General features: G+C 35.2%; 32 protein-coding genes. 2 read left to right on the top strand and 30 right to left on the bottom strand.

What is annotated here, in order from left to right; all coding sequences use genetic code 11:
• Nucleotides 1–38 precede the first annotated feature (38 nt).
• The 28 genes from rplQ to rplC all read right to left on the bottom strand — a co-directional run bounded on the left by rplQ (nucleotide 39) and on the right by rplC (nucleotide 13,969).
• Nucleotides 39–563: a 50S ribosomal protein L17 gene (gene rplQ, locus AC2A1D_RS14360; RefSeq protein WP_484044282.1), complete on the bottom strand. Its 525-nt coding sequence runs from the start codon at nucleotides 561–563 to the stop codon at nucleotides 39–41.
• Nucleotides 564–569: 6 nt separating this feature from the next.
• On the bottom strand, nucleotides 570–1,565 hold the full coding sequence (locus AC2A1D_RS14365) for a DNA-directed RNA polymerase subunit alpha (RefSeq protein WP_484044283.1): 996 nt from the start codon (nucleotides 1,563–1,565) through the stop codon (nucleotides 570–572).
• A 33-nt stretch (nucleotides 1,566–1,598) separates the two neighbouring features.
• Nucleotides 1,599–2,207: a 30S ribosomal protein S4 gene (rpsD, locus tag AC2A1D_RS14370; protein WP_484044284.1), complete on the bottom strand. Its 609-nt coding sequence runs from the start codon at nucleotides 2,205–2,207 to the stop codon at nucleotides 1,599–1,601.
• Nucleotides 2,208–2,226: 19 nt separating this feature from the next.
• Nucleotides 2,227–2,616, bottom strand: coding sequence for a 30S ribosomal protein S11 (gene rpsK, locus AC2A1D_RS14375; protein WP_002983263.1), 390 nt, complete (start codon nucleotides 2,614–2,616; stop codon nucleotides 2,227–2,229).
• Nucleotides 2,617–2,628: 12 nt separating this feature from the next.
• Nucleotides 2,629–3,006, bottom strand: coding sequence for a 30S ribosomal protein S13 (gene rpsM, locus AC2A1D_RS14380; RefSeq protein ID WP_007839478.1), 378 nt, complete (start codon nucleotides 3,004–3,006; stop codon nucleotides 2,629–2,631).
• A gap of 9 nt (nucleotides 3,007–3,015) precedes the next feature.
• Nucleotides 3,016–3,132 carry a 50S ribosomal protein L36 gene (rpmJ, locus tag AC2A1D_RS14385; protein WP_007839480.1) on the bottom strand — a complete coding sequence of 39 codons (117 nt, stop codon included), beginning with the start codon at nucleotides 3,130–3,132 and terminating at the stop codon, nucleotides 3,016–3,018.
• Nucleotides 3,133–3,240: 108 nt separating this feature from the next.
• Nucleotides 3,241–3,456, bottom strand: a complete 216-nt coding sequence (gene infA / locus AC2A1D_RS14390) for a translation initiation factor IF-1 (RefSeq protein WP_029297754.1) — start codon at nucleotides 3,454–3,456, stop codon at nucleotides 3,241–3,243.
• Nucleotides 3,457–3,459: 3 nt separating this feature from the next.
• Nucleotides 3,460–4,839, bottom strand: a complete 1,380-nt coding sequence (gene secY, locus AC2A1D_RS14395; RefSeq protein ID WP_484044285.1) for a preprotein translocase subunit SecY — start codon at nucleotides 4,837–4,839, stop codon at nucleotides 3,460–3,462.
• A 12-nt stretch (nucleotides 4,840–4,851) separates the two neighbouring features.
• Entirely contained in the window at nucleotides 4,852–5,301 is a 450-nt protein-coding gene (rplO, locus tag AC2A1D_RS14400; RefSeq protein ID WP_042721506.1) for a 50S ribosomal protein L15, read from the bottom strand.
• 97 nt (nucleotides 5,302–5,398) lie between these two features.
• Nucleotides 5,399–5,575, bottom strand: coding sequence for a 50S ribosomal protein L30 (gene rpmD / locus AC2A1D_RS14405; RefSeq protein WP_007839493.1), 177 nt, complete (start codon nucleotides 5,573–5,575; stop codon nucleotides 5,399–5,401).
• Between the two features lie 11 nt (nucleotides 5,576–5,586).
• Nucleotides 5,587–6,108: a 30S ribosomal protein S5 gene (gene rpsE / locus AC2A1D_RS14410; protein ID WP_034678028.1), complete on the bottom strand. Its 522-nt coding sequence runs from the start codon at nucleotides 6,106–6,108 to the stop codon at nucleotides 5,587–5,589.
• A gap of 18 nt (nucleotides 6,109–6,126) precedes the next feature.
• On the bottom strand, nucleotides 6,127–6,480 hold the full coding sequence (gene rplR, locus AC2A1D_RS14415) for a 50S ribosomal protein L18 (protein WP_484044286.1): 354 nt from the start codon (nucleotides 6,478–6,480) through the stop codon (nucleotides 6,127–6,129).
• A gap of 14 nt (nucleotides 6,481–6,494) precedes the next feature.
• Entirely contained in the window at nucleotides 6,495–7,040 is a 546-nt protein-coding gene (rplF, locus tag AC2A1D_RS14420; protein ID WP_484044287.1) for a 50S ribosomal protein L6, read from the bottom strand.
• A gap of 17 nt (nucleotides 7,041–7,057) precedes the next feature.
• Nucleotides 7,058–7,456 carry a 30S ribosomal protein S8 gene (gene rpsH, locus AC2A1D_RS14425; protein WP_089745113.1) on the bottom strand — a complete coding sequence of 133 codons (399 nt, stop codon included), beginning with the start codon at nucleotides 7,454–7,456 and terminating at the stop codon, nucleotides 7,058–7,060.
• Between the two features lie 147 nt (nucleotides 7,457–7,603).
• The gene (rpsN, locus tag AC2A1D_RS14430) at nucleotides 7,604–7,873 is read right to left on the bottom strand and encodes a 30S ribosomal protein S14 (protein ID WP_027383308.1); all 270 of its coding nucleotides are present in this window, start codon (nucleotides 7,871–7,873) and stop codon (nucleotides 7,604–7,606) included.
• A gap of 3 nt (nucleotides 7,874–7,876) precedes the next feature.
• Nucleotides 7,877–8,428, bottom strand: a complete 552-nt coding sequence (gene rplE, locus AC2A1D_RS14435) for a 50S ribosomal protein L5 (protein ID WP_089745114.1) — start codon at nucleotides 8,426–8,428, stop codon at nucleotides 7,877–7,879.
• Nucleotides 8,429–8,441: 13 nt separating this feature from the next.
• Nucleotides 8,442–8,768, bottom strand: a complete 327-nt coding sequence (gene rplX, locus AC2A1D_RS14440; RefSeq protein WP_100377197.1) for a 50S ribosomal protein L24 — start codon at nucleotides 8,766–8,768, stop codon at nucleotides 8,442–8,444.
• A 19-nt stretch (nucleotides 8,769–8,787) separates the two neighbouring features.
• Entirely contained in the window at nucleotides 8,788–9,156 is a 369-nt protein-coding gene (rplN, locus tag AC2A1D_RS14445) for a 50S ribosomal protein L14 (protein ID WP_002983226.1), read from the bottom strand.
• A 2-nt stretch (nucleotides 9,157–9,158) separates the two neighbouring features.
• Nucleotides 9,159–9,413: a 30S ribosomal protein S17 gene (rpsQ, locus tag AC2A1D_RS14450; RefSeq protein WP_029297775.1), complete on the bottom strand. Its 255-nt coding sequence runs from the start codon at nucleotides 9,411–9,413 to the stop codon at nucleotides 9,159–9,161.
• Nucleotides 9,414–9,425: 12 nt separating this feature from the next.
• A complete protein-coding gene (gene rpmC, locus AC2A1D_RS14455; protein WP_027381309.1) occupies nucleotides 9,426–9,611 on the bottom strand; it encodes a 50S ribosomal protein L29 in 186 nt (61 codons plus the stop codon).
• A 12-nt stretch (nucleotides 9,612–9,623) separates the two neighbouring features.
• Entirely contained in the window at nucleotides 9,624–10,049 is a 426-nt protein-coding gene (gene rplP / locus AC2A1D_RS14460) for a 50S ribosomal protein L16 (RefSeq protein WP_047096817.1), read from the bottom strand.
• Between the two features lie 98 nt (nucleotides 10,050–10,147).
• A complete protein-coding gene (gene rpsC, locus AC2A1D_RS14465) occupies nucleotides 10,148–10,894 on the bottom strand; it encodes a 30S ribosomal protein S3 (RefSeq protein WP_484044288.1) in 747 nt (248 codons plus the stop codon).
• Nucleotides 10,895–10,902: 8 nt separating this feature from the next.
• Nucleotides 10,903–11,301, bottom strand: a complete 399-nt coding sequence (gene rplV / locus AC2A1D_RS14470) for a 50S ribosomal protein L22 (protein WP_039364058.1) — start codon at nucleotides 11,299–11,301, stop codon at nucleotides 10,903–10,905.
• Nucleotides 11,302–11,303: 2 nt separating this feature from the next.
• The gene (gene rpsS, locus AC2A1D_RS14475; RefSeq protein WP_002983209.1) at nucleotides 11,304–11,582 is read right to left on the bottom strand and encodes a 30S ribosomal protein S19; all 279 of its coding nucleotides are present in this window, start codon (nucleotides 11,580–11,582) and stop codon (nucleotides 11,304–11,306) included.
• 2 nt (nucleotides 11,583–11,584) lie between these two features.
• Nucleotides 11,585–12,406, bottom strand: a complete 822-nt coding sequence (rplB, locus tag AC2A1D_RS14480) for a 50S ribosomal protein L2 (RefSeq protein WP_034678013.1) — start codon at nucleotides 12,404–12,406, stop codon at nucleotides 11,585–11,587.
• 22 nt (nucleotides 12,407–12,428) lie between these two features.
• Nucleotides 12,429–12,719, bottom strand: a complete 291-nt coding sequence (gene rplW / locus AC2A1D_RS14485; protein ID WP_484044289.1) for a 50S ribosomal protein L23 — start codon at nucleotides 12,717–12,719, stop codon at nucleotides 12,429–12,431.
• Between the two features lie 3 nt (nucleotides 12,720–12,722).
• Nucleotides 12,723–13,352 carry a 50S ribosomal protein L4 gene (gene rplD, locus AC2A1D_RS14490; RefSeq protein WP_484044290.1) on the bottom strand — a complete coding sequence of 210 codons (630 nt, stop codon included), beginning with the start codon at nucleotides 13,350–13,352 and terminating at the stop codon, nucleotides 12,723–12,725.
• A complete protein-coding gene (gene rplC, locus AC2A1D_RS14495; RefSeq protein WP_484044291.1) occupies nucleotides 13,343–13,969 on the bottom strand; it encodes a 50S ribosomal protein L3 in 627 nt (208 codons plus the stop codon). The genes rplD and rplC overlap by 10 nt, the downstream gene beginning before the upstream one ends.
• A gap of 112 nt (nucleotides 13,970–14,081) precedes the next feature.
• On the opposite strand from rplC, the gene AC2A1D_RS14500 reads away from it, so the two are divergent.
• Nucleotides 14,082–14,252: a hypothetical protein gene (locus tag AC2A1D_RS14500; RefSeq protein ID WP_484044292.1), complete on the top strand. Its 171-nt coding sequence runs from the start codon at nucleotides 14,082–14,084 to the stop codon at nucleotides 14,250–14,252.
• Nucleotides 14,253–14,621: 369 nt separating this feature from the next.
• A complete protein-coding gene (locus AC2A1D_RS14505; RefSeq protein ID WP_484044293.1) occupies nucleotides 14,622–15,983 on the top strand; it encodes an OprO/OprP family phosphate-selective porin in 1,362 nt (453 codons plus the stop codon).
• A 35-nt stretch (nucleotides 15,984–16,018) separates the two neighbouring features.
• Here the strand turns inward: AC2A1D_RS14505 and AC2A1D_RS14510 are convergent, their stop codons facing one another.
• Nucleotides 16,019–16,507 carry a low affinity iron permease family protein gene (locus AC2A1D_RS14510; RefSeq protein WP_484044294.1) on the bottom strand — a complete coding sequence of 163 codons (489 nt, stop codon included), beginning with the start codon at nucleotides 16,505–16,507 and terminating at the stop codon, nucleotides 16,019–16,021.
• A 63-nt stretch (nucleotides 16,508–16,570) separates the two neighbouring features.
• The gene (locus AC2A1D_RS14515) at nucleotides 16,571–17,203 is read right to left on the bottom strand and encodes a hypothetical protein (RefSeq protein ID WP_484044295.1); all 633 of its coding nucleotides are present in this window, start codon (nucleotides 17,201–17,203) and stop codon (nucleotides 16,571–16,573) included.
• Nucleotides 17,204–17,840 lie beyond the last annotated feature (637 nt).

The following is a 17,840-nucleotide window of genomic DNA, read 5'->3' on the forward strand; positions in this document are numbered from 1 at the left end:
GAAAACTGAACGGTTTTTTATGTATATCTGAAAGAATATTATTCTTCAGTTTTTTCCTCTGTAGAATCAGTAGCTTCAGCTTTTGGCTCTTCTACTTTTTCTTCAACTACAGGAGCTTCAGCAACTACAGCTTCTTTCTTAGCTGTTGTAGATCTTCTGCTTCTTCTTGTAGTCTTCTTCTCTTCAGCATTAGGATTGTAAAGCTCGTTGAAGTCTACCAATTCGATAAGAGCAGTATCTGCAGCATCACCAGGTCTGAAACCAGTCTTGATGATTCTCGTATAACCACCGTTTCTTTCAGCGATTTTCGGAGCTACAGTTCTGAATAATTCAGTAACCGCTTCTTTATTTTGAAGATAAGAGAAAACTATTCTTCTATTATGTGTAGTATCTTCTTTTGCTTTAGTTAATAGAGGCTCAACATATACTCTCAAAGCTTTAGCTTTAGCTACAGTAGTGTTGATTCTTTTATGCTCAATTAGAGAACAAGCCATATTAGAAAGTAAAGCGCTTCTGTGAGAAGCTGTTCTTCCTAAGTGATTGAATTTTTTACCGTGTCTCATTATTAATTATTTATCAGCGTCTAATTTATATTTTGCAACGTCGAAACCGAAGTTAAGACCTTTTGAATGCACCAATTCTTCTAGTTCTGTCAAAGATTTTTTACCAAAATTTCTGAATTTCATCAAATCAGACTTACTGTAAGAAACAAGCTCACCAAGAGTTTCTACTTCAGCTGCTTTTAGACAGTTTAGGGCTCTTACAGAAAGATCCATATCTGCTAATTTAGACTTAAGTAATTGTCTTGTATGAAGAGTTTCTTCATCGTACTGGATAGATGCTTTCACCGCTTCAGTCTCCAAAGTGATTCTCTCATCAGAGAACAACATGAAGTGATAAATTAATATCTTAGAAGCTTCAGTTAAAGCGTTCTGAGGACTGATAGATCCATCAGTTTCAATATCTAATACAAGTTTTTCGTAGTCTGTTTTTTGCTCTACACGGTAGTTTTCAATACTATACTGTACTTTTTTAATCGGTGTAAAGATAGAATCAATAGCAATAGTACCTACAGGCGCATTGTTTGATTTGTTTTGTTCTGAAGGAACATAACCTCTACCCTTATCGATATTAAAAGTAATTTCGAAAGAAACATCAGAGTTTAGGTTACAAATTACAAGTTCAGGGTTTAGCACCTCGAAACCGCTCATTGATTTTCCTAAGTCTCCTGCTGTAATAACCGTTTGCCCCGACACTTTAGCAACTACCTGCTCATTAGCCTGGTTTTCTGCCGCAGCTTTTAATCTTACCTGTTTAAGGTTAAGAATGATTTCGGTAACGTCTTCGATTACTCCCGGAATAGTTGAAAATTCGTGCTCTACACCTTCAATTTTGATAGATGAAATAGCGTATCCTTCCAGAGAAGAAAGCAACACTCTTCTCAAAGCATTACCGATTGTAAGCCCGAAACCTGGTTCTAGAGGTCTGAATTCGAATTGACCTTTAAATTCATCAGAGTTAAGTAAAATTACTTTATCGGGTTTTATGAATTGTAAAATTGCCATATTATTGGGTTGAGCAAAAATTTGATTAAAAAATTATTTAGAGTAAAGTTCGACGATAAGCTGTTCCTTGATGTCTTCCGGAATTTGGATTCTTTCAGGAGCAGATACGAAAGTACCTTCTTTCTTCTCATCGTTGAATTGCAACCACTCATAGTTTGCTTTAGAAGCTAATGCGTTTGCAACTACTTCAAGAGATTTAGATTTTTCTCTTACTGTAATTACATCACCAGCTTTAAGCAAATAAGAAGGAATGTTTACCAATTCTCCGTTTACTGTGATATGTCTGTGAGAAACTAATTGTCTTGCAGCAGATCTTGTTTTAGCAAAACCTAATCTATAAACAACGTTATCTAATCTAGACTCGCAAAGTTGCAATAGAACTTCACCAGTAACACCTTTACTTCTGTGTGCTTTATCGAAAAGGTTAGCAAACTGTCTTTCTAAGATACCGTAAGTATATTTAGCTTTTTGTTTTTCTGCTAACTGAATTGCATATTCTGATTTTTTAGCACCTCTTCTTTTGTTAGGACCATGTTGTCCTGGCGGTTGGTTTTTTCTTTTCTCGAAGTTTTTATCATCTCCGTAGATTGCAGCACCAAACTTTCTAGCAATCTTAGTTTTAGGTCCAATATATCTTGCCATAATGGGTAAATTCTAAAAATTAAACTCTTCTTCTTTTTGGTGGTCTACATCCATTGTGTGGCATAGGAGTCACGTCAATGATTTCGCTTACTTCAATTCCTGAATTGTGGATTGATCTAATTGCAGATTCTCTACCTGCACCTGGACCTTTCACAAACACCTTTACTCTTCTTAAACCAGCTTCGTGAGCTACAGCAGAGCAATTTTCAGCTGCCATTTGAGCAGCAAAAGGAGTATTCTTTTTAGAACCTCTGAATCCCATTTTACCGGCAGAAGCCCAAGAGATTACCTCTCCGTTTTTATTTGTTAAAGAAATGATGATGTTATTGAAAGAAGCTTGAATATGAGCTTCACCAATAGCTTCAACTTTTACTTTTCTTTTTTTAACTACTTTTGTTTGTTTTGCCATAATTCCTAACGATTATTTACTAGCTTTTTTCTTGTTAGCAACAGTTTTTCTCTTTCCTTTACGTGTTCTAGAGTTGTTTTTCGTTCTCTGGCCTCTTAAAGGTAATCCAAGTCTGTGACGTATTCCTCGTTGGCATCCTATGTCCATCAATCTCTTGATGTTCAATTGCACTTCAGATCTAAGCTCTCCTTCTACTTTTACGTTTTCTGAGATGTAAGTTCTGATGGCAGCCAATTCATCGTCATTCCATTCGTTGACTTTCTTGTCTTCGCTGATACCGGCAGCTTTAAGGATTTCTGAAGATGTACTTCTTCCTACCCCGTAGATGTAAGTTAAACCGATAACGCCTCTTTTGTTTTTTGGTAAATCAATACCTGAAATTCTCGCCATAATTTAATTTTAGCCTTGTCTTTGTTTAAATTTTGGGTTTTTCTTGTTGATTACGAAAAGTACACCTTTTCTGCGTACAATTTTGCAATCAGCACTTCTTTTTTTAATTGATGCTCTAACTTTCATTTGAAAATATTTATTTTTTATATTAACAAACAAAACCGTTGGGTTTTATCTGAAATATGAATTTTTAACAAGAGCCAAATGGAGTATTGCATCCACTTGGCATTTGTATTAATATCTAAATGTAATTCTCCCCTTAGATAAATCGTAAGGAGACATTTCTAATTTTACCTTATCACCAGGTAACAGTTTAATATAGTGCATTCTCATCTTCCCTGAAATATGAGCAATAAGTACGTGCCCATTTTCCAGCTCTACACGAAACTGCGCGTTAGAAAGCGCTTCTGTAATCACGCCATCTTGTTCAATATGTTTTTGTTTTGCCATAAATTAATATCCGGTTGTTCTTGACAATTTAGACTGCATTAAACCATCATAATGATGATTCAGCAGATATGTATTGATCTGTTGAACAGTATCTAAAATTACGCCCACCATAATTAACAATGATGTACCCCCGAAAAACAGGGCAAAAGCATCTGTCTGAACAAAACTTCCATGCACAATTGCCGGAAGGACTGCAAAGATAGATAAAAATATTGAACCAGGCAAAGTAATTTTTGACAATATATCATCCAAATAATCAGCAGTTTCTTTTCCGGGTCTTACTTTTGGTACTAAACCGCCTTGTCTTTTAAGATCATCAGCCATTTGGTTTACCGGAATTGTAATTGCTGTATAGAAGAATGAAAAGATAATAATCAATAATGCAAACAATACATTGTACTGCCAGCTAAATACATTTTTAAACCCGGCAAGGAAAGTGTTAGATTCATCTACTTTAGTAAGTAAACCTGGAACAAACATCAAAGCTTGCGCAAAGATGATTGGCATTACACCAGCTGCATTTACTTTTAAAGGAATCCACTGTCTTGCCCCTTGCATAAGATTTCTATTTACACCTCCTCTAGCCTGAGCTCTACTTACATACTGAATAGGAATTTTTCTTACAGCCACTGATAATACCACAGCTAAAAGAACTACCAACATCCAGAATAGAACTTCTACTAAAATCATAATAGATCCTAAACCTCCTTTACCATTCTGAACAGCAATTTCTTGAACGAATGCTTCTGGTAATCTAGAAAGAATCCCTACCATAATTAAGATAGAGATACCGTTTCCGATACCTTTGTCGGTGATTTTTTCACCTAACCACATAGCGAACACTGAACCTGCAACCAAGATTACAATACTTGGTAACCAGAACATAATTGAATTAGGGTCTACAAAATAAGCCGACTGGAATTGTGCGTATGGTAAGAACAACTGAGTAATCGAAGTTAGATAAGAAGGTGCTTGTACAAGACAAACTCCAATGGTTAACCATCTTGTGATTTGATTCAGTGTATTTCTACCAGACTCCCCGTCTTTTTGTAGTTTCTGAAGATAAGGAATTGCCATTCCCATCAACTGAACAATGATTGAAGCAGAAATATAAGGCATAATTCCTAACGCCATTACAGAAGCGTGGCTGAATGCCCCCCCTGTAAATGACGAAAGCAAGCCAAGGAGCCCTGCTCCTTGCTTGTTTCCGCCTTGATTTTTATAATGCTCTAAGAGATCTCCTACTTCTGCAAGATTAATCGCAGGTAGAGAGATGAAAGATGCGAATCTATACACAAGGATGATAAATAAAGTAAAGAGAATTTTATCTCTTAGCTCTTTTAAGCTCCAAATATTTTTGAGGGTCTGTATAAATTCTTTCATTATTAGTATCTATTATAAGGTAATTGCTTTTCCACCTGCTTTAGAGATAAGCTCTTCAGCAGATTTAGTGAATTTGTCAGCAGAGATTGAAACCGCAGATTTCAATTCTCCTCTACCCATAATTTTCACTAATTCGTTTTTAGTAATTAATCCGTTCTCGATCATTACTTCTCTCGTGATATCACCTGTAATAGATTTGTTCTCGATTAAAGTTTGGATAGTATCAAGGTTAATTCCTCTAAACTCTTTTCTGTTTACGTTTTTGAATCCGAATTTCGGTAATCTTCTTTGTAAAGGCATCTGACCTCCTTCGAAACCGATTTTCTGAGAATAACCAGCTCTAGCTTTTTGACCTTTATGTCCTTTTGTAGAAGTACCTCCTTTTCCAGTACCTTGACCTCTACCAATTCTTTTTGAATTGAAAGTAGATCCTGCAGCTGGCTTTATATTGTTTAAATTCATTTTTTTATTGATTTAAAGATTAAATAATTTAAAGATTAAAAAAATTCCGACTAATATAGAAAGAATTTTTTAATCTTTTAATCTTTCAAATTTTTAATTATTTCTGAACTTCAAGTAAGTGACTAACTGCAGCTATCATTCCTAAGATAGAAGGAGTAGCTTCGTGTTCTACAACTTGGTGAAGTTTCTTAAATCCTAATGCTTCAAGCGTTCTCTTTTGGGTTTTTGTTCTACCAATAGCGCTTCTTACTTGCTTTACTTTAATTGTTGCCATTGTTGTCTTTATTAACCGTTAAACACTTTAGTTAGAGAAACTCCTCTCATTCTTGCGATTTCTTCTGGTCTTCTGATGTCTAACAACGCTTTGAAAGTAGCTTTTACTACGTTGTGAGGGTTAGAAGAGCCTTTAGATTTTGAAAGGATATCGTGAATACCAGCAGACTCCAATACCGCTCTTACCGCACCACCTGCGATAAGTCCTGTACCGTGAGAAGCAGGTCTTAAGAAGATATCTGCACCACCGTATCTAGCAGTAGTTTGGTGAGGAATAGTATGGTTCATTACAGGAACTTTTACTAAGTTTTTCTTAGCATCTTCTACTGCTTTAGCAATAGCAGAAGCAACTTCCTTAGATTTTCCTAAACCAAAGCCGATAGTTCCAGCTTCGTCTCCTACAACAACGATTGCAGAAAATCCGAAAGCTCTACCTCCTTTAGTTACTTTTGTTACTCTATTAACAGCTACGAGACGATCTTTAAGTTCTAATCCTCCCGGTTTTACTCTTTCTATATTATCTAGTCCTAACATATTTCCGAAATTTAATGATTAGAATTTAAGTCCTCCTTCTCTCGCACCATCAGCTAAAGCTTTTACTCTACCGTGGTATACGAATCCGTTTCTATCGAATACAATATTTTCAATTCCTGCAGCGATTGCTTTAGCAGCGATTGCTTTACCAACAGCAGCAGAAACTTCTGTTTTTGTTCCAGTAGCATCTACTCCTTTATCTCTAGAAGAAGCTGATACTAAAGTTTTACCATCTATATCGTTGATTAACTGAGCGTAAATTTCTTTATTACTTTTATATACAGATAATCTTGGCAATTCAGAAGATCCAGAGATTTTTCCTCTTACTCTTCTTTTGATTCTGATTCTTTTTTCTAATTTACTTAGTGCCATTTTCTTAAAATTTATTAAGCAGATTTACCAGCTTTACGTCTAACAATTTCTCCTACGAATCTTACACCTTTTCCTTTGTATGGTTCAGGTTTTCTGAAAGATCTGATCTTTGCAGCTACCATCCCTAGAAGTTGGTTGTCGTGAGACGTTAAAGTAATAATTGGGTTTTTACCTTTTTCAGTCAATGTATCAACTTTTACTTCACCTGGAAGTTCTAGTACAATACCGTGAGAGAATCCTAAAGCAAGCTCAAGCTTTTGACCAGCGTGAGAAGCTCTGTATCCTACCCCTACTAATTCAAGTTTCTTTTCGAAACCTTGAGATACACCAACAACCATGTTGTTGATTAACGCTCTGTATAAACCGTGAAGCGCTCTGTGTTGTTTTGCATCAGATGGTCTGTTTACTGTAAGTACACCATCATTTTGCTCAATAGTAATCCCTGCTGTAAGTTCCTGAGAAAGTTCTCCTTTAGGTCCTTTTACAGTTACTACACTGTTATTTTCAGTGATTGTAACACCCGCTGGAATTGTTATAATTGATTTACCAATTCTTGACATTTTCCTTTGATTAAAAATTAATAAACATAGCAGATTACTTCACCGCCTACTTTTTCTTCTCTAGCTTTCTTATCAGTCATTACTCCTTTAGAAGTAGAGATGATAGAAATACCCAAACCGTTTAGTACTCTTGGAAGTTCAGCTGAACCTTTGTACTGTCTTAAACCTGGTCTAGAAGCTCTTTGGATAGACTTGATAGCTGGTTTGTTGGTTTGTTTGTCGTACTTCAAAGCGATTTTGATCGTACCTTGAACAGCGTTATCTTCAAACTTGTAGTTTAAGATATACCCTTGATCAAATAAGATCTTAGTAATCTCCTTTTTGATTTTCGATGCAGGAATTTCCACCACTTTGTGGCCTGCGCTTTGTGCGTTCCTTACTCTTGTTAGGAAATCTGAAATTGGATCTGTTACCATTTTTCTATTTAAATTATTGGTTAAAGAACAATCAGTATTGCAAAGACTTGAAGAGTAAAACATCAGACTGCAGAAATCTTCGGTCTGATGTTTTTTTCTTTAGTATCTGAACAACTTAATTGTTCCGATTTGTTTATTAGTAAATAATTACCAACTTGCTTTTTTAACTCCTGGGATAAGTCCGTTGTTTGCCATTTCTCTGAAAGTTACTCTGGAAATACCGAACGTTCTCATGTATCCTCTTGGTCTACCTGTTAGTTTACATCTGTTGTGTAGTCTTACAGGAGAAGCGTTTTTAGGAAGTTTTTGCAAAGCTTCATAATCACCTGCTTCTTTAAGAGCTTTTCTTTTTTCAGCGTATTTAGCTACTGTAGCTTCTCTTTTGCGCTCACGCGCTTTCATTGATTCTTTAGCCATTTCTTAGTTCTTTTTAAATGGTAAACCGAAGTGAGTTAATAATGCTTTAGCTTCTTTATCTGTTTTCGCAGTAGTAACGAAAGTGATGTCCATCCCTTGGATTTTTTTCACTTTGTCGATTACGATCTCAGGGAAGATGATTTGTTCAGTGATCCCTAAGTTATAGTTACCTCTACCATCGAAACCTTCAGCCTTGATTCCAGAGAAATCTCTGATACGAGGCAATGCAGAAGAAGTTAGTCTATCTAAGAACTCATACATTTTATCAGCTCTAAGAGTAACTTTAGCACCTACAGGCATTCCTTTTCTCAATTTGAAAGCAGCTTCGTCTTTCTTAGAGATAGTACCAACAGCCTTTTGACCAGTGATGTTTGTAAGTTCTTCAACAGCATAATCAATGATTTTTTTGTCTGCAGTTGCATCTCCTAAACCTTGAGAAAGGATAATTTTTTCTAATTTAGGTACTTGCATTACAGATTTGTATCCGAATTCTTCCATCATAGCTGGAACAATCGTTTCTTTGTATGCTTTTTTGGGTCTTGCTATATATTCCATGTGTTATTTAAAATTATAAAGTTTCACCCGTTTTTTTGTTGATTCTCACTTTCTTATCTCCTTCGATTTTGTAACCTACTTTGATAGCTTTTCCGTCTTTACCAACTAAAGCTACGTTTGAGATATGAATAGAAGCTTCTCTTTCAACGATACCTCCTTGAGGGTTTGAAGCTGAAGGCTTAACGTGTTTTTTGATAATGTTAAGTCCTGCTACTACAACTCTTGGGTCTCTACCTTCTTTTTTGATCACTTCAATAACTTCACCAGTACTACCTTTAAGACCTTTCTTACCTGTAGTAACGATTACGTTATCTCCTCTTTTTATTTTTAACTTTGACATTTTTTTACAATTTTAAATATTAAAGTACTTCAGGAGCTAATGAAATGATTTTCATATATTCTTTGTCTCTCAACTCACGAGCAACCGGTCCGAAAACACGAGTTCCTCTCATTTCTCCTGCTGCGTTTAGCAATACACAAGCATTGTCGTCGAATTTGATGTATGAACCATCTTTTCTTCTTACTGCTTTTTTAGTTCTTACTACTACAGCTTTAGATACCTGACCTTTTTTAGCGTTTCCTGATGGTGTAGAATCTTTGATTGTAACAACGATTTTATCACCTACTGAAGCATATCTTCTTCTGGTTCCTCCCAGAACTCTGATAACCAATACCTCTTTAGCACCTGTGTTATCAGCAACTTTTAATCTTGATTCTGTTTGTAACATTATTACTTAGCTTTTTCAATGATTCTTACTAGTCTCCATCTTTTGTTCTTGCTCAAAGGTCTAGTTTCTTGGATCAAAACTGTATCACCTTCTGCGCATTCGTTGTTCTCGTCGTGTGCAGTATATTTTTTCGTTTTCAAAACGAATTTACCGTACATCGGGTGCTTTACTCTTGTAGTTTCACTAACAACAATAGTTTTTTCCATTTTATTGCTGGAAACCACTCCGATTCTTTCTTTTCTTAAATTTCTATCCATTTTAAAATGAAATTATTGTTTGTTAGTTAACTCAGTGTTTAGTCTTGCGATTGTTTTTCTCAAATCTCTGATTTGAATCGGGTTTTCAATCGGGCTGATTGCGTGAGCCAATTTCAATTTTGAATATTGAGCTTTTGCTTCAGTTAATTGTGCTTGAATATCTCCCGCGCTTAAATTTTTAATATCAGCTTTTTTCATTGTATTCAAAGATTAAAGAGGTTTAACAAAATCGTTAGCAACTACAAATTTAGTAACAACAGGTAGTTTTTGTGCAGCAAGTCTAAGAGCTTCTTTCGCTACTTCGTAAGGTACTCCACCTACTTCAAACATAATTTTACCTGGTTTTACTACAGCTACCCAATATTCCACAGCACCTTTACCTTTACCCATACGTACTTCCGCTGGTTTTTTAGTAATTGGCTTATCTGGGAAGATTTTGATCCATAGCTGTCCTTCTCTCTTCATATATCTTGTCGCAGCGATACGCGCAGCTTCAATTTGTCTTGCCGTGATCCAAGCGCCTTCTGTAGCTTTGATTCCGAAAGTTCCATAAGCAAGTTGACTACCTCTTTGGGCATTCCCCTTCATTTTCATCTTATGTACTCTACGGAACTTGGTTCTTTTTGGTTGTAACATAATTTCTAAATTTTAGATTTTAGATTTTAGATTTTAGATTTTTTTTAATTTTAAAAAAGTAACGGTAATTTAAAATTCAAAATTTCTAATCTAAAATTTTAGTTATTGTTATTATTATTGTTTTTTCTAGGTCTTCTGTTGTCTCTGTCTCCTCCTCTGTTTCCTCTTTCAGACTGACCACCTTTTTTGTTTTGTCCCACTAGTGGAGAAAGTTCTCTTTTACCGTAAACTTCACCTTTCATGATCCAAACTTTTACCCCTAGTTTTCCGTACTGAGTAAGTGCTTCACCGATGTGGTAATCGATATCTGCTCTGAAAGTAGACAATGGAATTCTTCCTTCTTTGAAAGATTCTGATCTTGCCATTTCAGCTCCGTTCAATCTACCAGAGATTTGAACTTTGATACCTTCTGCACCCATTCTCATTGTACCTGCCATAGCCATCTTTACTGCTCTTCTGTAAGAGATTCTGTTTTCGATTTGCTTAGCAATGCTATCAGCTACTAAAACTGCATCAAGCTCAGGTCTTTTGATTTCGAAGATGTTGATTTGAATATCCTTTTTAGTCAATTTCTTCAACTCTTCTTTTAATTTATCAACTTCCTGACCTCCTTTACCAATGATTAAACCTGGTCTTGCAGTAGTGATCGTAACTGTTACTAATTTTAATGTTCTTTCAATAAAAATTCTTGAAATCCCACCTTTAGATAATCTAGCTTCAAGGTATCTTCTGATTTTGTAGTCTTCTGCGATTCTGTCTCCATAATCGTTTCCACCAAACCAGTTAGAATCCCATCCTCTGATGATACCTAATCTGTTACCAATTGGATTTGTCTTCTGTCCCATACCTTGATTTAGTTTTCTTTATTACCTAAGATTAATGTAACGTGGTTTGATCTTTTTCTGATTCTATACCCTCTACCTTGTGGAGCTGGTCTTAGTCTCTTCAATTGTCTTGCACTATCCACGAATATTTCTTTAACGATAAGGTTTGCTTCCTCGATGTCTGCACCTTCGTTTTTAGTCTGCCAGTTTGCCATAGCAGAAAGAAGTAATTTCTCTAATTTGTTAGAGGCTTCTTTTTTAGAATATTTTAGGATATAAAGAGCTTTATCTACTTGCTCTCCTCTAATGATATCAGCAACTAATCTCATTTTTCTTGGAGAAGATGGGCAGTTATTTAATGAAGCTTTTACAACATCTTTGTTAGCTTCTTTTCTTGCGATTGCGCTATCTTGTTTTCTTGATCCCATGATTATCTGCTTCCTTTGTTTTTGTTACCACCATGACCTCTGAAAGATCTTGTTGGAGAAAATTCGCCTAACTTGTGACCAACCATGTTTTCTGTAACGTAAACTGGGATAAAAGATTTCCCGTTGTGTACAGCGATAGTTTGTCCTACGAAGTCCGGAGAGATCATAGATGCTCTAGACCAAGTTTTGATAACTGTCTTCTTACCAGACTCAATATTTGCCTGAACCTTCTTATCTAAAGTATGATGAATGAACGGTCCTTTCTTAAGTGATCTTGCCATAATTATTTTCTTTTAGATACGATGTAACGGTTAGACACTTTGTTTTTCTTTCTAGTTTTGTAACCTTTAGACGGCATACCGTTTCTAGATCTTGGGTGACCTCCTGAAGAACGTCCTTCACCACCACCCATTGGGTGATCTACTGGGTTCATTACAACCGCTCTTGTTCTTGGTCTTCTACCTAACCATCTGCTTCTACCAGCTTTACCTGATACAGTTAATTGGTGATCAGAGTTAGAAACTGAACCAATCATTGCCATACATTCAGTAAGGATCATTCTAGATTCTCCTGAAGGCAATTTGATGATTGCATATTTCCCGTCTCTTGATGTAAGTTGAGCTGAAGAACCTGCAGATCTTGCTAAAATTGCACCTTGACCAGGCTTCATTTCAACACAAGAAATTACAGTACCCAATGGAATGTTTTTCAATTTCATTGCGTTACCTACATTTGGCTCAACGCTTTCACCTGAAACTACTTTTTGATCTACTTTGATACCGTTTGGAGCGATGATATATCTCTTCTCTCCATCTGCGTACTCTAATAAAGCGATAAATGCAGTTCTGTTTGGATCGTATTCTACAGATTTTACAGTTGCTTCAACGTTTGCTTTGTTTCTTTTGAAGTCAATAATTCTGTATTTCTTTTTGTGTCCACCTCCGGTGTAACGCATGGTCATTTTACCTGTTTGGTTACGTCCACCTGACTTTTTAATACCAACTGTTAGAGACTTCTCTGGTTTGTTGGTAGTAATTTCCTCAAAATTGTTTACAATTCTGAATCTCTGTCCCGGGGTGATAGGTTTTAATTTTCTAACAGACATTACTATTATTTATAATTAATAATTAATTTACAGCAAAAATGTCGATAACATCACCTTCTACAAGCTTAATTACCGCCTTTTTTAATTTGTTTGTCTTTCCTACTTGAAGACCTTTCTTAGTATATTTCGCAGATACTTTAGGAGCATAAATCATTGTATTTACGTCTGCTACTTTTACACCGTAAGCCGCTTCTACAGCTTTTTTAATCTGGATCTTATTCGCCTTAGTATCTACCAAGAAAGAATAAGTACCTCTTAAATCTGTAAGGTAATTAGCCTTTTCTGAAATAACTGGTTTAATAATAACTGACATGATTTATTTCTTTAAATTTTCCTGGAATTTTTCAACTGCACCTTCGAAGAAAATGATCTCACCTGCGTTTACTAAATCGTAAGAACTGATTTCGTTGAAGTTCATTACTTTAGTTTTAGGCAAGTTTCTTGAAGATAAATATACATTTTTGTTAGCTTCAGGAAGAACGAATAAAGACTTCTTACCGTTAAGTTCCAATGCATTCAATACACTGATGAAATCTTTAGTCTTAGGAGCTGAAAAGCTCATATCTTCTAAAACTTTAATGCTGTTGTCTCTCATTTTTTGAGAAAGAACAGATTTCTTAGCTAATCTCTTAAGAGCTTTGTTCAATTTGAATCTGTAGTCTCTTGGTTTTGGACCAAATACTCTACCTCCACCTCTGAAAGTTGGAGATTTAATATCACCATATCTTGCAGAACCAGATCCTTTTTGCTTCTTAAGTTTTTTAGTAGAAGCAGTAATTTCGCTTCTTTCTTTTGCTTTATGAGTTCCTTGTCTTTGTGCAGCAAGGTACTGTTTTACTTCTAAGTAAACCGCGTGCTGATTTGGCTCAATTCCGAATACTGTTTCGTCTAGAGTTACTTTTCTTCCGGTCTCTTTTCCTGATGTATTTAATACTACTAGTTCCATTTTCTGATAATTACATAAGAATTTTTAGCTCCCGGAACAGCACCTTTTACTACTAAAAGATTTTGTTCTTGATCAACTTTTAACACTTGAAGGTTTTGTACAGTTACCTGCTTACCTCCCATTCTTCCAGCCATTCTCATCCCTTTGAATACTCTTGAAGGGTCTGAACCAGCACCGATAGAACCTGGAGCTCTAAGTCTGTTGTGCTGACCATGAGTTGCCTGCATTACACCTCCAAAGCCATGTCTTTTAACAACACCTTGGAAACCTTTACCTTTTGAAGTTCCTGTTACGTCTACATATTCACCTTCATTGAATAAGTCTACTTTTACTTCTTCTCCTACTTTTACTTCATCAACGAATTCTCTGTAGAATTCTACCAATTTAGCTTTAGGAGCAGAACCAGCCTTTTTAAAATGACCAGCTAACGCTTTACCAACGTTCTTCTCACTCTTGTCATCGAAACCTAATTGAACTGACTTATAACCGTCTTTTTCAATGGTTCTGACCTGTAAAACCGAGCATGGACCTGCTTGAATAACTGTACAAGGAATATTCTTCCCTGCTTCGTCAAACAAAGACGTCATACCGATTTTTTTACCAATAATACCTGACATTGTTTATATAATAATAAAATTTATCTTTTAATTCTCAGCATTTTAGGATGTCTCAAGCAATTTCTACTTCTGATATAGGCATACTCCGCTCCTAAAATGAGTGTGCAAATTTATGAATATTTTTCTAACTACCAAACATTTACAGCAAAATATTTTGATTTTTAATGATTTACATCTTTTTCTAGAAAACAACAGACTTTTTTTCCTTCAGACGATAAAATCCCAAAGCAGAAAGAATTTGCCTCAAGAGACAGCTAAGAAAACCATCTCCAGAAAAGATTAAAATATAAAAAAGCACTTACCTACATTGAGATAAGTGCGTTCTAATCATCACTTGAGCTATTAGAATCTACAATAATAAATCACTAACCCCGCCTAATTTACGAAAATTAGGCAATAAAAAACTATTTTAAGCGAAATAATTTAATCAAATTTATTATTTAGCGAAAAATAAATCAACAACCTTAAACTATTAGCTAAATGTTTTCGGATTAATTTCAATAAATCATACCCTGTGACAAATCTTTTTTAGTTAAAAACAAAATTGTAAATACCATCATAAAAAAATAGCACCTTACTTTATTAAATTGTTTTATATATATTTGTTTAACAGTAGAATTCACTGCAAAAACCATCAAAAACTCAATAAACCATGAAAAAAAAATACTGCAGTTTACTATTTTTTTGGGCAACAGGCTTTATGTTCGCGCAGACCATTGCTCAGAATAAAGATCAATCTACCTTCAATTCGCAGGATATTTCTAAAGCCGATTTCAAACAAGAAAACTCTACGCAGGACTCGTCTATCGTAAAAGAAAGTACAGCCATTTTTAAAACTTCAACAGACAACAAAAAAGAAACCTTATCTCAACATTATAAAATAGCAAGCGATACAACAAAACAAATCATTGCAAAATACGGCAGCAAAGGTTTTGAGCTTCAAACTAAAGACAATAAATTTTTATTACAAATACAAAGCAGGTTGCAATTTCGAGTTTCCACACCATTTGATCAAGACCCTGTAACGTACGATGATGTAGATTCTAGAAACCAACAAGCTTTGAAAATAAACCGTGCGAGATTAAAAGTTGGCGGGCACGCATTTCAACCTTGGTTAAAATATTATTGGGAGTACGAATTGGGACAATCTAACCTTCTCGACTTTCGTTTGATGGTAGAAAAATGGAAATGGCTGAGTCTAAAAGTTGGGCAATGGAAAGTTGAATATTCGCAGGAAAGAGTTATTAGCAGCGGTCAACAACAAATGGTAGAACGCTCTATTATTAACAGACCTTTTACCATCGATAGGCAGCAAGGCATTGAAATTTACGGTCATCTTGAAGGCAAAGGAATCGCCAATTTCAACTATACTTTGGCCGCACTTACCGGAACCGGTAGAGGAAATCGGGAAAACGACGACAAAAACTTAATGTATTTTGGAAGGCTGCAATGGAATTTCTTGGGAGAACCTCTAGATTTTGTTGGAGGCGACCTTGAATTCCACGAAAAACCATCTGCAAAAATTGCCCTTGCCGCAGTCACAAACCGAAGTCCTTACACAAGATTTTCACAATCTGGAGGCGGCGCATTAGAAGATTTTGAAAACAATAATCCTGGGCAATATAGAACCAACCAATACAATTTGGAATCTGCACTTATGTATAAAGGTTTTTCTTGGCAGTCAGAATGGCATCACAAACAAATTATCGACAAACTGAACAATAATGCCGAAACAAAACTTACCGGTTACTATCTTCAAGCTGGATATTTTTTCCATGGAATTTTTGATTGGTTCCCGAAAGATTTAGAATTTGCCACCAGATTTTCGAAATACAAACCCAATGTAGCCCTTTCTTTTGACAAGCAGACCGAAACTTCTTTTGCTTTCAACTGGTTTTTTAGCGGGCACAAGAACAAACTGACTGCAGAACTCACATACTTCGATTTTTATCAGGCAACACTTCCTTACAATACAGGATGGCGTTTCAGATTACAATGGGATATTTCAATTTAGATAAAACAAAGACCGGAAAAATTTCCGGTCTTTCTTTATTTTGAACTTTTACTGTTTTGTTTTTGAAGCCACTCTTCATGTTTCTTTTTAAAGACTTCATGTTTATGATCTTGGTTTCTTTGTGCCGCATCAATAGAATGCGAAATATGAATATCATCATCTTCTTCTGCAAAATCTGCCAACTGTTCATAGTATCGGTGCAATTGATCGAGTTCTTTCTCGGTTAAATCTTCAATATCAACAATTCTGTTGCTCGCTTTTTCGTTGGCCGCGATTAATTCGTTCAACTTAATTTGAATTGCTTTTGAATCTTTGTTTTGTGCTTTCTGAATTAAAAAAACCATTAGAAAAGTAATAATGGTGGTACCGGTATTAATTACCAATTGCCATGTTTCGGAATAATCGAAAAGAGGTCCGCTTACTGCCCAAACTACAACAATAAGCATTGCCATAATAAACGCAGTTGAACTTCCCGTAAACTTAGCTGCTTTATTGGCGAGACTTTCGAAAAAATCGTTTTTCATAGATGGTAAGATTTAGGTAAAGGTAATACTTTTCTTTACGCAGTTTTCGTTCCAAACTTATTTTTAAGAAGATGAATTGCCTAAAATATGTCGGATTTGCTCATAAACCTGTTCATGGGTTTCGTTGTAGGTTGAAGCATATACTACTTTATCATTTTCATCATAAATAATAACCAAAGAATATCCATAAAACCAATGTTTCGGAGCTAAATTTTGGGTGAAAAAAGTATATCGGTCTGCTTTTGTTTCTTTCTTCTTCTCAGGATTGTAAACGGAATACACAAATTTTCCTTTTGCATTTTTAAATCGGTCGTTGTCAGAAATACAAAAAACCGGAGCGAAGCAGCCAATCGATTTCAAATATTTATCTGTACTTGTGTAGGAAGATTCTCGGTAAATATCAGTCACGTAAAAAACATCAACCACTTGTTGAAACTCTTTTTCGAATTGTAAGATTTGAGGAAACTTTTCGCGACAAGGTTTACACCAATCTGTAAAAGTGTAGACCATTTTGAATTTCTTATCGCTGCTCTTCATCAAATATAAAAGCTTCGAAGCATCATCAACAAGATAAAAATTATTATTTTCTAATTGGTTTTTCGAACTCACTTTTGATGTATCTAAACGCACAATTTTTTGTTGAGCATTCATCCAACCCAAAAGGGAAAGCAAAACCAAAACTAGGAACTTTTTCATGGAAGTATTTTTACCAAAGATAGAGATTATGTTTTTCCAAAACTTTCTTATTTCACCAACACGGAGTTTGGGTTAATGAAAACGGAATCTCAAACAAAATCGCAGTTTTTTTTTAACTTAAACATTTAGCAAGATATATTTAACAAGCATCTCAAAAAGCAAACTTAAAAGAACGAAAAGCAAACTGAAAGAAAGGTCTTTTATTTTAAACCGTAAAAGAATAATCAATAAAATAAATCGGGAAACATCGACGAGTAAATCCAAAGCCACTTGTTCTTCGGAAGGAGTAATTGTTCTTTTGCATAAAAAGATTAAACCAACACTCATTTTAAAAACCTTAAAAAAGGGTTCAAGAAAAACTCTTAACATGAAAGTTAGAAAAAGATATTTTATTATCTGAAATTTCTCTAACCAAGAACGGCAAAACACATAAAAAATGGCGCATAAAACCGAAATACCAAATACATAAATAGACCAAGAAAAGCTATCAAATTGCAACTTACTTGGCAAAGCAAGCCAAAGAAATTCGAATACAATTGGTAAAGCTAAAATCCAAAAGACAAGTAAAATCCTAAATTTTGTTTCCATCATGTTTAATATGAAAACAATTTACACTTTTTTAAAATTTACCATGAAA

This window comes from Chryseobacterium sp. HNCC26DJ239 (assembly GCF_057180445.1).

What these genes read in the sequence shown, in the direction of transcription:
- rplQ (WP_484044282.1), bottom strand. Translation starts at nt 563, where the DNA reads ATGAGACACGGTAAAAAATTCAATCACTTAGGAAGAACAGCTTCTCAC.
- AC2A1D_RS14365 (WP_484044283.1), bottom strand. Translation starts at nt 1,565, where the DNA reads ATGGCAATTTTACAATTCATAAAACCCGATAAAGTAATTTTACTTAAC.
- rpsD (WP_484044284.1), bottom strand. Translation starts at nt 2,207, where the DNA reads ATGGCAAGATATATTGGACCTAAAACTAAGATTGCTAGAAAGTTTGGT.
- rpsK (WP_002983263.1), bottom strand. Translation starts at nt 2,616, where the DNA reads ATGGCAAAACAAACAAAAGTAGTTAAAAAAAGAAAAGTAAAAGTTGAA.
- rpsM (WP_007839478.1), bottom strand. Translation starts at nt 3,006, where the DNA reads ATGGCGAGAATTTCAGGTATTGATTTACCAAAAAACAAAAGAGGCGTT.
- rpmJ (WP_007839480.1), bottom strand. Translation starts at nt 3,132, where the DNA reads ATGAAAGTTAGAGCATCAATTAAAAAAAGAAGTGCTGATTGCAAAATT.
- infA (WP_029297754.1), bottom strand. Translation starts at nt 3,456, where the DNA reads ATGGCAAAACAAAAACATATTGAACAAGATGGCGTGATTACAGAAGCG.
- secY (WP_484044285.1), bottom strand. Translation starts at nt 4,839, where the DNA reads ATGAAAGAATTTATACAGACCCTCAAAAATATTTGGAGCTTAAAAGAG.
- rplO (WP_042721506.1), bottom strand. Translation starts at nt 5,301, where the DNA reads ATGAATTTAAACAATATAAAGCCAGCTGCAGGATCTACTTTCAATTCA.
- rpmD (WP_007839493.1), bottom strand. Translation starts at nt 5,575, where the DNA reads ATGGCAACAATTAAAGTAAAGCAAGTAAGAAGCGCTATTGGTAGAACA.
- rpsE (WP_034678028.1), bottom strand. Translation starts at nt 6,108, where the DNA reads ATGTTAGGACTAGATAATATAGAAAGAGTAAAACCGGGAGGATTAGAA.
- rplR (WP_484044286.1), bottom strand. Translation starts at nt 6,480, where the DNA reads ATGGCACTAAGTAAATTAGAAAAAAGAATCAGAATCAAAAGAAGAGTA.
- rplF (WP_484044287.1), bottom strand. Translation starts at nt 7,040, where the DNA reads ATGTCAAGAATTGGTAAATCAATTATAACAATTCCAGCGGGTGTTACA.
- rpsH (WP_089745113.1), bottom strand. Translation starts at nt 7,456, where the DNA reads ATGGTAACAGATCCAATTTCAGATTTCCTAACAAGAGTAAGGAACGCA.
- rpsN (WP_027383308.1), bottom strand. Translation starts at nt 7,873, where the DNA reads ATGGCTAAAGAATCAATGAAAGCGCGTGAGCGCAAAAGAGAAGCTACA.
- rplE (WP_089745114.1), bottom strand. Translation starts at nt 8,428, where the DNA reads ATGGAATATATAGCAAGACCCAAAAAAGCATACAAAGAAACGATTGTT.
- rplX (WP_100377197.1), bottom strand. Translation starts at nt 8,768, where the DNA reads ATGTCAAAGTTAAAAATAAAAAGAGGAGATAACGTAATCGTTACTACA.
- rplN (WP_002983226.1), bottom strand. Translation starts at nt 9,156, where the DNA reads ATGTTACAAACAGAATCAAGATTAAAAGTTGCTGATAACACAGGTGCT.
- rpsQ (WP_029297775.1), bottom strand. Translation starts at nt 9,413, where the DNA reads ATGGATAGAAATTTAAGAAAAGAAAGAATCGGAGTGGTTTCCAGCAAT.
- rpmC (WP_027381309.1), bottom strand. Translation starts at nt 9,611, where the DNA reads ATGAAAAAAGCTGATATTAAAAATTTAAGCGCGGGAGATATTCAAGCA.
- rplP (WP_047096817.1), bottom strand. Translation starts at nt 10,049, where the DNA reads ATGTTACAACCAAAAAGAACCAAGTTCCGTAGAGTACATAAGATGAAA.
- rpsC (WP_484044288.1), bottom strand. Translation starts at nt 10,894, where the DNA reads ATGGGACAGAAGACAAATCCAATTGGTAACAGATTAGGTATCATCAGA.
- rplV (WP_039364058.1), bottom strand. Translation starts at nt 11,301, where the DNA reads ATGGGATCAAGAAAACAAGATAGCGCAATCGCAAGAAAAGAAGCTAAC.
- rpsS (WP_002983209.1), bottom strand. Translation starts at nt 11,582, where the DNA reads ATGGCAAGATCACTTAAGAAAGGACCGTTCATTCATCATACTTTAGAT.
- rplB (WP_034678013.1), bottom strand. Translation starts at nt 12,406, where the DNA reads ATGTCTGTTAGAAAATTAAAACCTATCACCCCGGGACAGAGATTCAGA.
- rplW (WP_484044289.1), bottom strand. Translation starts at nt 12,719, where the DNA reads ATGTCAGTTATTATTAAACCAGTTATTTCAGAAAAGGCTAATTACCTT.
- rplD (WP_484044290.1), bottom strand. Translation starts at nt 13,352, where the DNA reads ATGGAACTAGTAGTATTAAATACATCAGGAAAAGAGACCGGAAGAAAA.
- rplC (WP_484044291.1), bottom strand. Translation starts at nt 13,969, where the DNA reads ATGTCAGGTATTATTGGTAAAAAAATCGGTATGACGTCTTTGTTTGAC.
- AC2A1D_RS14500 (WP_484044292.1), top strand. Translation starts at nt 14,082, where the DNA reads ATGAATATTTTTCTAACTACCAAACATTTACAGCAAAATATTTTGATT.
- AC2A1D_RS14505 (WP_484044293.1), top strand. Translation starts at nt 14,622, where the DNA reads ATGAAAAAAAAATACTGCAGTTTACTATTTTTTTGGGCAACAGGCTTT.
- AC2A1D_RS14510 (WP_484044294.1), bottom strand. Translation starts at nt 16,507, where the DNA reads ATGAAAAACGATTTTTTCGAAAGTCTCGCCAATAAAGCAGCTAAGTTT.
- AC2A1D_RS14515 (WP_484044295.1), bottom strand. Translation starts at nt 17,203, where the DNA reads ATGAAAAAGTTCCTAGTTTTGGTTTTGCTTTCCCTTTTGGGTTGGATG.